This is a genomic window from Arthrobacter sp. SRS-W-1-2016, assembly GCF_002009585.1.
GTDB lineage: Bacteria > Actinomycetota > Actinomycetes > Actinomycetales > Micrococcaceae > Arthrobacter > Arthrobacter bambusae_A.
Genome location: NZ_MTPV01000067.1, coordinates 15,142 through 26,718, shown reverse-complemented (window position 1 = coordinate 26,718; position 11,577 = coordinate 15,142). Strand labels below are relative to the sequence as shown.

Genomic DNA, 11,577 nt, shown 5'->3' with positions numbered 1-11,577 from the left:
CACCTGCGCTTGTCGGTTCAGTAAACGGGTTTGCCGGGCTCGACGTCGTGCACCCAAGCGAGGATCCCGCCGTCGAGGTGGCTGACGCGCGTGTAGCCGGCGCGCTGTGCAGCCGCGAGCACCGCCGCGGAACGGGTGCCGCCCTTGCAGTGGAACACGATCTCTTTGTCCTGAGGCAGTTCCGTCCAGGCCTCCCCCGCCAGGATCCGTCCCTGCGGGATGAGCACCGAACCGTCGATGCTCACGATCTCGTGTTCACCGATCTCGCGGACATCCACCAGTTCGAAGTCGCGTTCCCCTGCCGCGCGGGCCTCGAGCATCCCGGAAAGTTCGGTGGCCGTGACCGTCGGAACCGAATCCCCCGCAGGTGCCGGGATGATGCCGCAGAACGCTTCGTAATCGGTCAATTCGGTGATCGGTTCGGCCTCCGGGTCTTTCGAAACCTTGATTTCGCGCCAGCTGCCGCCGAGGGCGTCAAAGAGCGCCACCCGTCCCAGCATGGAGCGCCCGACGCCGGTGATCAGCTTGACTGCCTCAGTCACCATGAGCGAGCCGACAGCAGCGCACAGCATGCCGAACACGCCGCCCTCGCCGCAGGATGGGACCGAGCCGGCAGGAGGAGCCTCGGGGTAGAGATCGCGATAGCTGGGCCCGTGCTTCTCCCAGAACACGCTGACCTGGCCGTCGAAGCGGAAAATCGATCCCCAGACGTACGGTTTGCCGAGAATCGCCGCGGCATCGTTGACAAGGTACCGTGTGGCGAAGTTGTCCGCCCCGTCCAGGATGAGATCGTAGCCGGAGAAAACCTCCAAGGCATTGGAGGAGTCCAGGCGGACGTTGTGCAGTTGCACGTTGACGAGTGGATTGAGCTCCTTGATCGCGTCCCGTGCCGATTCGATCTTCGGCCGTCCCACATCTCCTACGCCGTGAATGATCTGGCGTTGCAGGTTGCTGAGGTCGACGTCGTCGTCGTCCACGATTCCGAGCGTCCCCACGCCGGCGGCGGCGAGGTACAGCAAAGCCGGAGAGCCCAGTCCGCCTGCACCTATCACCAGGACTTTTGCATTCTTGAGCCGACGCTGACCGGCCGCACCGATTTCGGGAATAATGAGGTGGCGCGAATACCGTTCCACCTCTTCGGTGGTCAGTTCCGCCGCCGGTTCCACGAGGGGCGGCAGTGTCGAAGAAGGAGAGTGCGGCAACGTTTGGGCAGCAAAAATAGTGGCCATACTCCAAAGTATGCCTGCCGCTGCCGCCCGGTCATATTACTGCGCAGTATTGTGGTCATAACTGCAAAGGAAAGGCGGCAGACAAGTGGCTGAGAGTGCACGTATCAAACAGGAGGCACAGGTCAGGCAGGATCGGACCGGTTCGCCGCGTTCGGCCAGGCTGCCACGCGATGAGCGCCGGGCCCAGCTCTTGAACGCCGCCTTGGAAGTCTTCGTTGCCAACGGGTTCCATGGTGCAGCGATGGACGAAATCGCCGAGACGGCCCATGTCAGCAAACCGGTGCTGTACCAACACTTCCCGTCCAAGCGGGAGCTCTACATGGCACTCCTCGACAGCCACCTGGCCACGCTCACGGACCAGATGCTTACGGCGCTGAATTCGACGTCGGACAACAAGGAACGCGTCCAGGCCGTCATGCGCGCCTACTACCGTTTCATCGCAGGCGATGACCAAGCGCACCGGCTCGTCTTCGAATCCGACCTCATCAATGACCCTGACGTCAGTTCGCGTTTGGAGACGTTCAACCGCACTTTTGCCGACGCCGTCGCCAAGGTCATCGCCGAAGACACCAAGCTGCCCCCGCTGGAGGCCCAGCTGCTGGGCCGGGGCCTGGCTGGAATGGCGCAGGTCAGTGCCCGGTATTGGCTCGAGACCGACGGCGATTTGGACCTCGATGTTGCCAGCGACCTGATCTACCGTTTAGCTTGGCGCGGAATCAGTCGCTTCCCGAAAGAGTCCTAGACTACAAATAGAGGACTGAGTAATTTTTTGATTGGCTGGGAGGCCCCGCTGTGGAAGTAAAGATCGGCATTCAGAATGTTGGCCGTGAGATCGCGCTTGAGTCCGCTCTCGACGCCGAGGCTGTTGCCAAGATCGTGAGCGAGGCCATTGCCAACGGCACGGACCTGCGCCTGACCGATGAAAAGGGCCGTCAGGTCATCGTTCCCGGCAACGTCCTCGGATACGTTGAGATCGGTGCCGAGGAAGTACGCCGGGTCGGCTTCGGCGCGCTCTAAGCTTTTACACCAGAACACCAGCGAGCCAGGAGTCCGCATGCTCTCACTTGTCATCGTGGCGCTAGCCACCATCGCCTCGGGCTTCATTGTCTGGGGAACTGACAAACGCCGGGGCACGTACGGAATCACCCTGCCCGCCGGCGTTTCGGTGGCCGTCGCCATGCTGAGTTGGATGATCTTCATCCAACTTGGCTTTGGCTACCAGCCTGGCGTGACGTGGATCCCTTGGGTCCTGCCCATCATTCTGGGTACCGTGGCGGCCGCGGTGGCCTCGTACTTCCTGGGCCACCACCGGGCCCGGCACGATACTGCCCAGCTGACCGCGGCCCTGCGGCTCTAGCTGGGGCTGCTCGTACGGGCCGGCGACACTTCAAACAGAACGGCGACTCCTGTATCCGGGCGTCGCCGTTCTGTTTGCGTGTCGCGGACGAACCGGGCTCACGGCAGAGCTTCGGGTCGCGCCACTGCCCCGGCGTCCTTGGCTGCCCGGCTGACGTTCGTGGCTGCCCGGACATCGCGTCGGGTTACCTCGCTCCCGGCGTCGTGGGAGGTGTAGCGGATGGACACCCGGTTGTACCTCCAGTCCAGGTCCGGGTGGTGGTTCTGCTGCTCGGCGATGCGCCCGACGGCGGCAATCAGCTCGAGTGCCGCCGCCGACGTCGGGCATTTATAGACCGTGACGAGGCTGCCCAGGTGGTATCGCCAGTCCGGCAGATCCGCCAAGGCGTCGTCGATCGCGGACTTGGTGAGGATGTCATCCTTGCCGGCCATGGGGAGCTCCTTCGCTGACAGGGGATTCACACGAATCCGCCGACGGCCGGCAATAACCCGCTAGAGAAACTCTGCCCGGCCTTCCATGGCCGATGACGCCAGCGCGTGTTCCCGGCGCGGGATGCGGCCCGCCTGCTTCGCCAGCCTACCGGCGATGACCGCGTGTTTGAAGGCCTCGCCCATCTGCACCGGGTTCTGCGCGCGGGTCACTGCAGTGGCCAGCAGCACGGCGTCGCAGCCGAGCTCCATGGCCAACGCGGCGTCGGAGGCAGTGCCGATGCCGGCGTCGAGCACCACCGGCACGGAAGCCCGGGACACAATGAGCTCGATGTTGTGGGGATTCAGGATGCCCAAGCCGGTACCGATAGGCGCGCCCAACGGCATCACCGCCGTTGCTCCGAGGTTTTCCAGCCGAAGCGCCAGCACGGGGTCGTCGTTGGTGTAGGCGAAGACCTTGAAGCCGCGGTCCACCAGCTTCTCCGTTGCATCCACCAACTCCACGGCATCGGGCAGGAGCGTCTGCTCGTCGGCGATGACCTCCAGCTTGACCCAATCCGTTTCCAAGGCCTCCCGGGCAAGTTCGGCTGTCATGACAGCGTCCTTGGCGGTAAAGCAGCCGGCGGTGTTGGGCAGGACACGGATGCCGTGGTCCACGAGCAACTGGAACAGGGAACCGGTCTCCGTCGGTGAGTACCTCCGCATGGCAACGGTGGTGAGTTCGGTGCCGGAGGCCAACAGCGCTGCTCCCAGGCCGTCCAGGCTCGGGGCTCCGCCGGTTCCCATGATGAGGCGCGAGCCGAACTCAACACCATCGATTACCAGGGCGTCGGTTCGGGTGCTTGCTGCGTGAGTGCTTCCTATGGTCATTGTTCAGCCTCCCTGTACTGCGGTCACGATTTCGAGTTCGTCGCCCTCTGCGAGCGCGGTGGCAGCCCACTGGCTGCGCGGCACCACTTCGGAATTGCGTGCGACGGCGACGCCGATCTTGCGTCCGTCGGCCGCCTGGCCGCTGGGGTCAACAACCCGTCCGGTGATGTGGCTGACGAGTGTGGTCACGGACGCGCCGTCGCCCAGTGTGTGGTCTGCGCCGTTCAATTTGATGTTCATGCGTGGTCCTTCGGAAGGGGATGTGGGGTGTCGGCCGATGGGCCGCCTGTGGATGCCCTTGCTGCTGACAGCGGGCGGGAGAAGCGGTCCGGGCGGAATTTGTTCCACCGCGGATCGACGGTGCCATCCATGAGTCCGACGCAGATTTGCGCCGCTGCAGGGGTGAGGAGCACGCCGTGCCGGAAAAAGCCGCTGGCCACGATGAGGCCGGGCACGGTTCCTTCGCGACCTTCGACACGGCCCAACAGCGGTGCGTTGTCCGGTGTGCCAGGGCGGGCACGGGCGGTCGCCTCGAGGAGTTCCAGTTCGGCGACAGCCGGAACCAGTACCTGGGCGTCGCGGAGCAATTGGTACACGCCCCCTGCTGACACCGGGTTGGCTCCTCCCCCGGACGCCGACAAACCGTCTTCGCGTTGCGTTGCGCCGATCACCACGGTCCCGTCGTCGCGGGGAACGATATACACGGGCACTCCGCGCACCATCCCACGGACGGTGGCGGTGACAAGGGGCTGCAGATGCTCCGGGACGCGCAGCCGCAGTATGTCGCCGTACACGGGACGCAATGGCAGCGACAATCCATCCGGCAGGCCGTTCAAGCGGGCAGCATCAAGTCCGTTGGCTACTACTGTTTCCGTGGCGAGAACGTTGGCGCCCGAGCCGAGCACCGTCCCGACGACGCGCCCGTCCTCCCACAGGAGGCCCGCCGCAGTGTCGTGGACCGCAAACCCGTCCCCTGCCCCCGCGATCCAGCTCGAATCGCCGGGCTGGTGGTTTGCCAAGGCGGCGAGAATCGCGGCCGAGAGCCGGCGCGGATCCACTTGGTGATCGCCCGGGATATCGAAAGCACAGGAAATCTGCGGGCTCAAGAGCGGCTCTCGCTCCCGCGCCTCGCGCAACGGAACGGATTCCACCACCAAGCCATGGGCGAGCTGGACGTCCCGAAGGTCGGCGAGCGCCCGGCGGTCCGCGGCGTCCGCACCGACGGCGAGGGTCGGCGTCGTGCGGTAACCCGTGCCGCGCCCGGCGCTTGAGCCGGTCACATTGCGTTCGAAGCCCGGCCACAACGCCGATGATTCGAGCATGAGCTCCAGGAGGTCCTCTTCCTGGTAGTGCAATTCGCTGACGGGCGCCAGCATTCCCGCTGCCGCGAACGTAGCGCCGCTGGCCGGTGCGGGATCGATGAGGGCAACCGAACGGCCGGATCTGCGGGCTTCCCCCGCGATGCCGAGGCCAATGACACCGCCCCCGATCACCGCGACATCCGCGTGGAGGGGCCCGTTCCGGGTGTTTGCTTCTTCCATGGAGTCCTTCCCTACGCCGGTACTAGCCGGATCAGGTCAAGCGGTCGGCGCTGAAGCCCTCTCAGCCGCGCGGCGATTGTGACCGCCGCCGCGGCTCCCGCGGTACCAGCCCAGTTTAGAGGAACTACTCTGTTTCCATGACCCAGCACGATGTCCACACCACCGCCCGCCTGTACCTCTGCACCGACGCCCGCAAGCAACAGGGTGATTTTGAGCAATTTGTCGATGCCGCATTCGAGGGCGGCGTGGACATCATCCAGCTGCGTGACAAGACGATTGAAGCCGCCGAGGAACTGGAACTCCTGGAGATCCTGCAATCCGTGGCGCACCGTCACGGCCGTCTCTGGGCAGTCAACGACCGGGCGGACGTCGCTTCCCTCTCGGGTGCACCGGTGTTCCATATCGGCCAAAAGGACATTCCGCTGCGCTCGGCCCGGAAGCTGCTCCACGACCCCACCATCATCGGCCTCTCCACGCACACGCCGGAACAGATCGACGCGGCCATCGCCGCGTCGCCTGGCCGCAGCGGCCTGGACTACTTCTGCGTCGGGCCGGTGTGGGCCACCCCTACCAAGCCGGGACGCTCCGCCGTCGGGCTCGATCTGGTGAAGTACGCCGCCAGCGCGGTGAAGCAGGCAGACGCTGAGACAGTCGGCGGCGTGGTGCTCCCCTGGTTCGCGATCGGGGGCATCGATCTGGGCAACGTCGAAGAGGTAGTGGAGGCCGGTGCAAGCCGCATCGTAGTGGTCCGCGCCATCACCGAGGCAGAGGATCCGACGGCGGCAGCCCAGGCACTCCTGGCCGCCCTTGACGCTGCGGCGGCCTAGCGAGACGCCGAAAGATTTTGGAGTTACCCTGACTTTCGTGTCACATCAGCGGATAGCCCCGAATGTCAGTGAAACGTCGAATCAGCTCGCGGAAGCACTGGCGGCGCTTCGGACTGAACTCGAGCTGCCTGCAGGCTATCCCGCTGAAGCGCTGCGCGACGCCGAAGCGGCGGTTTCCGGACACACCCTGCCGGTGCAGGACCTCACGGACGTTCCGTTCATCACGATCGACCCGGCCTCTTCCACGGATCTCGATCAGGCGCTCTTCATCGACCGGTCCGGCGATGGTTACAGGGTCCTCTACGCCATCTCCGATGTGCCCTCCTTCGTGCCCCCGGGAGGAGCGCTCGACGCCGAAACCCGCCACCGCGGGCAAACGTACTATGCCCCGGACGGCCGCATACCGCTGCACCCCGAGATCATCAGCGAGCACGCCGGAAGCCTGTTGGCCGGCCAGACGTGCGGCGCGTTCGTGTGGGACTTCGAACTCGACGCCGAAGCGGAGTTCCGCACCGTCTCTGTGGGTCGGGCAAGCGTACGCAGCCGCGCCAAGCTCGACTACAAAGGCGTGCAGGCGGAGATCGATTCCGGCGCGGCCGATCCCGTCCTTCATCTCCTCAAGGAGGTCGGACTCAAGCGGGTGGAACTCGAACGCCGCCGCGGCGGAGCCAGCCTGAACATGCCTGAGCAGGAAATCGTGCAGCTGCCCGACGGCGAGGGCTACAGGATCGTCGCAGCTCCCTCGCTGCCGGTGGAGGACTGGAACGCCCAGATTTCGCTCATGACCGGGATGGCAGCCGCCCAGCTGATGCTCGACGGCAAAGTGGGAATCCTACGGACCATGCCCGCCCCCGATGAGCGTTCGTTGCTCCATTTCAAACGGCAAACCGGGGCGCTTGGCAAACCTTGGACCGAGGGGACCAGCTATGGCGAGTACCTGCGGAGCCTCGATGCCAAGGACCCCCGGCAACTGGCCATCCTCCATTCAGCGGGACTGCTTTTCCGTGGTGCCGGCTACACGCCTTTCGACGGCGAGGTCCCGGACAGCGTGATGCAGTCCGCCATCGGGGCACCCTATGCCCACACCACCGCTCCGTTGCGCCGGCTGGTCGATCGATTTGTCCTGGTCATCTGCGAAGCGCTCAGCAATGGAACCGAGATACCAGCATGGGCCCGGGACGCTTTGCCGAGCCTGCCCGAGATCATGGCGTCATCCGACCAGCTGGCCGCGAAAATGGAGCACCTGGCCCTGGACACGGTGGAGGCAGCGCTCCTTGTCAACCACATCGGACAGGAATTCGACGCCGTGGTGATTTCCGGATCGAAGCCCGCCAAAAACAACGGAAATGGCAACGGGAACAGCCACAACGGCAACAACGGAAACGGCAACGGAAACGGAGCCCAGCACGGCCCCTACGGTGTCGTGCAGATCGCCGAGCCCGCGGTCACCGCTCGTTGCGATGGCGAAATGGAGTCCGGAACGAAGGTCCGCGTGAAACTGCTTCACGCGGACATTGCCACCCGCCAAATCACCTTCGAGCTCCTCCCGTAGCGCACTTCGTTCGCGGGCCCGGGACCGCGATCCGGGGTTTATTGTCCCCAGACGCTAGACTGTGTAAGTAGTAATGGATGCCCGGTCGTTGATTCAGTTCATTTTTTGACATCAACAAGCCCGCCCCTACGCGATCTTGAGATACACCAGCTGGTCCCCAGTGCCAGTATTTAGATAGCCCGCGATCGGCTTCCACTGGATTTGCTTGCGCCCATCCGTGCTCCGGAACGGCCCTGCCACAACCGTTGAGCACGCAGCGCAGCCCAAATGAATAAGGAAAACTCCACTGTGAGTGAATTGCACACCCATGAAGTTCTGACAGACGGAACCGAAACGATCGAACCCGAGGAAACCATTTCCTCGGATGAAACACCCCACGAGATCGCGGAAAAGACCTTCGCCGACTACAACGTCCGCGCAGACATCGTCGAATCCCTCGCCGACGCCGGAATCACCCACCCGTTCCCCATCCAGGCCATGACCCTCCCGGTCGCCCTGGGCGGTCACGACATCATCGGCCAAGCGAAGACCGGTACCGGAAAGACCCTCGGCTTCGGCATCCCGGCGCTGCAGCGCGTCGTCGGACCGGGCGACGCCGGCCACGAGAAGCTCGCAGTCCCGGGTGCGCCCCAGGCCCTGGTGATTGTTCCTACCCGCGAACTCGCCGTCCAAGTGGCAAACGACCTCCAGACGGCATCACGGAAACGCAATGCCCGCATCGCCACCATCTACGGCGGCCGCGCTTACGAGCCCCAGATCGAAGCCCTGCAAAAGGGCGTCGAGGTTGTTGTCGGCACTCCCGGCCGCCTGATCGACCTGTACAAGCAGAAGCACCTGAACCTCAAGAATGTTCGCATGGTGATTCTCGACGAAGCAGACGAGATGCTTGACCTCGGCTTCCTTCCCGACGTAGAGACCCTGATTGCCGGCACACCCGCCGTCCGCCAGACCCTGCTCTTCTCGGCCACTATGCCTGGCCCGGTCATCGCCATGGCGCGCCGCTACATGACACAGCCCACGCACATCCGTGCCGCCGACCCGGACGACGAAGGCCTGACGAAGCGCGACATCCGGCAGCTCATCTACCGTGCCCACAGCATGGACAAGGTGGAGGTCGTCGCCCGCATCCTGCAGGCCCGCGGCCGCGGCCGGACCATCATCTTCACCAAGACCAAGCGCACCGCGGCCAAGGTTGCCGAGGAACTCGTGGACCGCGGCTTCGCGGCCGCCGCGATTCACGGCGACTTGGGCCAGGGCGCCCGCGAACAGGCCCTCCGGGCCTTCCGCAACAACAAGGTGGACGTCCTCGTGGCCACCGACGTCGCCGCACGCGGCATCGACGTCGATGACGTCACGCACGTGATCAACTACCAGTGCGTCGAAGACGAAAAGATCTACCTGCACCGGGTGGGCCGCACCGGCCGCGCTGGCAACAAGGGCACAGCCGTGACGTTCGTCGATTGGGACGACATGCCGCGCTGGGGCCTCATCAACAAGGCGCTTGGCTTGAGCTACCCGGAGCCCGTGGAAACCTACTCCTCGTCGCCGCACCTTTTCGAGGAACTCGACATCCCCGCGGGCACCAAGGGACGCCTGCCCCGCGACAAGCGCACCCTCGCAGGCGTCGACGCCGAGGTCCTTGAAGACCTGGGCGAGACCGGCAAGAAGAACTCCCGTTCCGGAGGCGATTCCGGGCGTGGACGCACCGCTCGCGCCGGCGGGCGCGATGGTGGCCGTGAAGGTGCACGCCGCGGTCCGAAGTCCGGCGACGCTCCGGCCCGCGAAGGAGACGGTGATGGCGGCCGCAACCGCACGCGCCGCCGTCGTACGTCCGAAGGCGAAGCAGCCCCCGCTGAGGGTTCGGTTCAGTCCGCCGAGCCCCAATCCGGGCAGGCACAGTCCGGCGAGGGCGCGGACAAGCCGGCCCGCGCACGCCGCTCCCGCACCCGCCGCCGCAACGGCGAAGTGGTCTCCGCTTCCGGTGCATCCGGCGAGAGCACCGAGGCTTAACGGCCTCAATGACTGACACTGTTTGGGCGCCGGACGGTAGCAACTTGGTGGTTCACGCGGACAACGCGGTTTTCCTCCCGACGCTGCCGGACGGCGCCTTCACACTGATTTACGTGGACCCGCCCTTCAATACGGGCCGGGTCCAGAGCCGCCAGGAAACGCGCATGGTCCGCAACGCCGACGGCGACGGCGACCGCGTAGGTTTCAAGGGCCGTTCCTATGACACCATCAAGGGCGCCCTGCACCGCTACGACGACGCATTCAGCGACTACTGGTCCTTCCTGGAACCCCGGCTCGTGGAGGCCTGGCGACTGCTCGCCGACGACGGCACCCTGTACCTGCATCTCGACTACCGCGAGGTGCACTACGCCAAGGTCATGCTGGACTCGATCTTCGGCCGGGAGTGTTTCCTGAACGAGATCATCTGGGCCTACGACTATGGTGCACGCGCCAAGAACCGCTGGCCTACCAAGCACGACAACATCCTCGTGTACGTCAAGAACCCCGCCAAGTACCATTTCGACAACGCCGAGGTGGACCGTGAGCCGTACATGGCGCCGGGCCTCGTCACGCCGGCCAAGCGCGAACTGGGGAAGCTTCCCACGGACGTTTGGTGGCACACCATCGTTTCCCCGACCGGCAAGGAAAAGACCGGCTACCCGACGCAAAAGCCGGAAGGCCTCGTCCGGAGGATCGTCACGGCGTCCAGCCGGCCAGGAGACTGGTGCCTCGATTTCTTCGCCGGCTCAGGCACGCTCGGCTCGGTCGCGTCGAAGCTCGAGCGCAGGTTCGTGTGCGTGGACCAGAATGCCCCGGCTATCGACGTGATGCGGAAACGCCTGGACGGCAAGGCCACCTTCCACCCCGTCTAACGGACCACCGAACTGCCCGTGCCCAACTCCTCGATACGGGCCAGGACGTCGGGGGACGTCAGGTTCTCGCCGAGCAGATTGGGTTTGCCGGTTCCGTGGTAGTCGGACGAACCGGTCATGAACAAGCCATGTTCAGCAGCCAGGCGCCGCAGGAACACGCGGCCTTCCTCGGGATTGTCTCGGTGCTCCACTTCGAGCCCCATGAGGCCGGCGTCGATCATTTCCCGGTACGTCCGCTCCCCGACCACCCGGCCGCGGGCCGAGGCCACCGGATGTGCGAAGACGGGAACTCCGCCCGCCGCCCGGACGAGCTCGACGGCGAGCGCCGGGTCCGGTGCGTAGTGCTGCACGAAGTAGCGCGAGTGCGAAGTCAGGATCGCGGTGAACGCCTCGGAGCGGCTCGCCACGGCGCCGGCCGCCACGAGGGCGTCCGCAATGTGGGGCCGGCCGACGGTCGCCCCCGGAGCCACATGGTGGATGACATCGTCCCAGCTCAAGGGGTAGTCCTCCGCCAGGAGCGTGACCATCCGCTTGGCGCGGGTGAGCCTCGCGTCTTTCGCCTTGGTGATTTCCTCGAGCAGGCCGGGGTGTGCGGGATCGTGGAGATAGCTGAGCAGATGGACGCTGATCCCCTCCCGGGTGCGGCACGAGATCTCCATCCCCGGCACGAAAGCCACCCCGAATTCGAGGGCCGCGACGGAGGCCTGCTCCCATCCGTCAGTGGAGTCGTGGTCGGTCAGGGCCACCACATCCAGACCCGCAGCAGACGCGGAAGCGATCACTCCCGCGGGAGCCTCGGTCCCGTCGGAAACATTGGAGTGCGCATGCAGGTCGATCTTCACTTTCCAAGCGTATTTGATTACGGACGGCTTGGACCGTTGCGCCGCTGGC

Annotated in this window: 13 protein-coding genes and 1 riboswitch; of the genes, 7 read left to right on the top strand and 6 right to left on the bottom strand. The window is 65.0% G+C overall.

Features of this window, described 5'->3' with window-relative positions; all coding sequences use genetic code 11:
• Window positions 1-17 precede the first annotated feature (17 nt).
• The gene (moeB, locus tag BMF89_RS17390) at window positions 18-1,229 is read right to left on the bottom strand and encodes a molybdopterin-synthase adenylyltransferase MoeB (RefSeq protein ID WP_078108326.1); all 1,212 of its coding nucleotides are present in this window, start codon (window positions 1,227-1,229) and stop codon (window positions 18-20) included.
• 103 nt (window positions 1,230-1,332) lie between these two features.
• Here moeB and BMF89_RS17385 point away from each other — a divergent pair, with 103 nt between their 5' ends.
• The 3 genes from BMF89_RS17385 to BMF89_RS17375 are packed head-to-tail and all read left to right on the top strand — an operon-like array spanning window position 1,333 to window position 2,586.
• Window positions 1,333-1,971, top strand: coding sequence for a TetR/AcrR family transcriptional regulator (locus tag BMF89_RS17385; RefSeq protein ID WP_059387505.1), 639 nt, complete (start codon window positions 1,333-1,335; stop codon window positions 1,969-1,971).
• 50 nt (window positions 1,972-2,021) lie between these two features.
• Window positions 2,022-2,246, top strand: a complete 225-nt coding sequence (locus BMF89_RS17380) for a DUF3107 domain-containing protein (protein WP_059387503.1) — start codon at window positions 2,022-2,024, stop codon at window positions 2,244-2,246.
• A gap of 37 nt (window positions 2,247-2,283) precedes the next feature.
• Window positions 2,284-2,586 carry a hypothetical protein gene (locus BMF89_RS17375; protein WP_078108325.1) on the top strand — a complete coding sequence of 101 codons (303 nt, stop codon included), beginning with the start codon at window positions 2,284-2,286 and terminating at the stop codon, window positions 2,584-2,586.
• Between the two features lie 98 nt (window positions 2,587-2,684).
• Here the strand turns inward: BMF89_RS17375 and BMF89_RS17370 are convergent, their stop codons facing one another.
• From BMF89_RS17370 to thiO, 4 genes are all read right to left on the bottom strand, one after another.
• Window positions 2,685-3,017 (bottom strand): 4a-hydroxytetrahydrobiopterin dehydratase, encoded by a 333-nt coding sequence (locus BMF89_RS17370; RefSeq protein WP_078108324.1) that lies wholly within the window; start codon window positions 3,015-3,017, stop codon window positions 2,685-2,687.
• A gap of 60 nt (window positions 3,018-3,077) precedes the next feature.
• The gene (locus BMF89_RS17365; protein WP_078108323.1) at window positions 3,078-3,884 is read right to left on the bottom strand and encodes a thiazole synthase; all 807 of its coding nucleotides are present in this window, start codon (window positions 3,882-3,884) and stop codon (window positions 3,078-3,080) included.
• 3 nt (window positions 3,885-3,887) lie between these two features.
• Window positions 3,888-4,124: a sulfur carrier protein ThiS gene (gene thiS / locus BMF89_RS17360; RefSeq protein ID WP_078108322.1), complete on the bottom strand. Its 237-nt coding sequence runs from the start codon at window positions 4,122-4,124 to the stop codon at window positions 3,888-3,890.
• A complete protein-coding gene (thiO, locus tag BMF89_RS17355; protein ID WP_078108531.1) occupies window positions 4,121-5,425 on the bottom strand; it encodes a glycine oxidase ThiO in 1,305 nt (434 codons plus the stop codon). Before thiO ends, thiS begins: the two co-directional genes overlap by 4 nt.
• Window positions 5,417-5,536, bottom strand: a riboswitch (TPP riboswitch). Its footprint overlaps the gene before it by 9 nt.
• Before the next feature lie 26 nt (window positions 5,537-5,562).
• Here thiO and thiE point away from each other — a divergent pair.
• The 4 genes from thiE to BMF89_RS17335 all read left to right on the top strand — a co-directional run bounded on the left by thiE (window position 5,563) and on the right by BMF89_RS17335 (window position 10,686).
• The gene (gene thiE / locus BMF89_RS17350; protein WP_078108321.1) at window positions 5,563-6,252 is read left to right on the top strand and encodes a thiamine phosphate synthase; all 690 of its coding nucleotides are present in this window, start codon (window positions 5,563-5,565) and stop codon (window positions 6,250-6,252) included.
• A 37-nt stretch (window positions 6,253-6,289) separates the two neighbouring features.
• The gene (locus BMF89_RS17345) at window positions 6,290-7,804 is read left to right on the top strand and encodes an RNB domain-containing ribonuclease (protein WP_078108320.1); all 1,515 of its coding nucleotides are present in this window, start codon (window positions 6,290-6,292) and stop codon (window positions 7,802-7,804) included.
• 288 nt (window positions 7,805-8,092) lie between these two features.
• On the top strand, window positions 8,093-9,814 hold the full coding sequence (locus tag BMF89_RS17340) for a DEAD/DEAH box helicase (protein ID WP_078108319.1): 1,722 nt from the start codon (window positions 8,093-8,095) through the stop codon (window positions 9,812-9,814).
• A gap of 8 nt (window positions 9,815-9,822) precedes the next feature.
• Window positions 9,823-10,686: a site-specific DNA-methyltransferase gene (locus BMF89_RS17335; RefSeq protein WP_078108318.1), complete on the top strand. Its 864-nt coding sequence runs from the start codon at window positions 9,823-9,825 to the stop codon at window positions 10,684-10,686.
• On the opposite strand, the gene BMF89_RS17330 is transcribed toward BMF89_RS17335, so the two are convergent.
• Window positions 10,683-11,528 (bottom strand): PHP domain-containing protein, encoded by an 846-nt coding sequence (locus BMF89_RS17330; protein ID WP_078108317.1) that lies wholly within the window; start codon window positions 11,526-11,528, stop codon window positions 10,683-10,685. The two genes, BMF89_RS17335 and BMF89_RS17330, sit on opposite strands and share 4 nt — an antisense overlap.
• Window positions 11,529-11,577: the final 49 nt, after the last annotated feature.

Excerpts from the sequence above, each read along its gene's own strand:
- moeB (WP_078108326.1), bottom strand. The coding sequence starts at position 1,229 with ATGGCCACTATTTTTGCTGCCCAAACGTTGCCGCACTCTCCTTCTTCG.
- BMF89_RS17375 (WP_078108325.1), top strand. The coding sequence starts at position 2,284 with ATGCTCTCACTTGTCATCGTGGCGCTAGCCACCATCGCCTCGGGCTTC.
- BMF89_RS17370 (WP_078108324.1), bottom strand. The coding sequence starts at position 3,017 with ATGGCCGGCAAGGATGACATCCTCACCAAGTCCGCGATCGACGACGCC.
- BMF89_RS17365 (WP_078108323.1), bottom strand. The coding sequence starts at position 3,884 with ATGACCATAGGAAGCACTCACGCAGCAAGCACCCGAACCGACGCCCTG.
- thiS (WP_078108322.1), bottom strand. The coding sequence starts at position 4,124 with ATGAACATCAAATTGAACGGCGCAGACCACACACTGGGCGACGGCGCG.
- thiO (WP_078108531.1), bottom strand. The coding sequence starts at position 5,425 with ATGGAAGAAGCAAACACCCGGAACGGGCCCCTCCACGCGGATGTCGCG.
- thiE (WP_078108321.1), top strand. The coding sequence starts at position 5,563 with ATGACCCAGCACGATGTCCACACCACCGCCCGCCTGTACCTCTGCACC.
- BMF89_RS17335 (WP_078108318.1), top strand. The coding sequence starts at position 9,823 with ATGACTGACACTGTTTGGGCGCCGGACGGTAGCAACTTGGTGGTTCAC.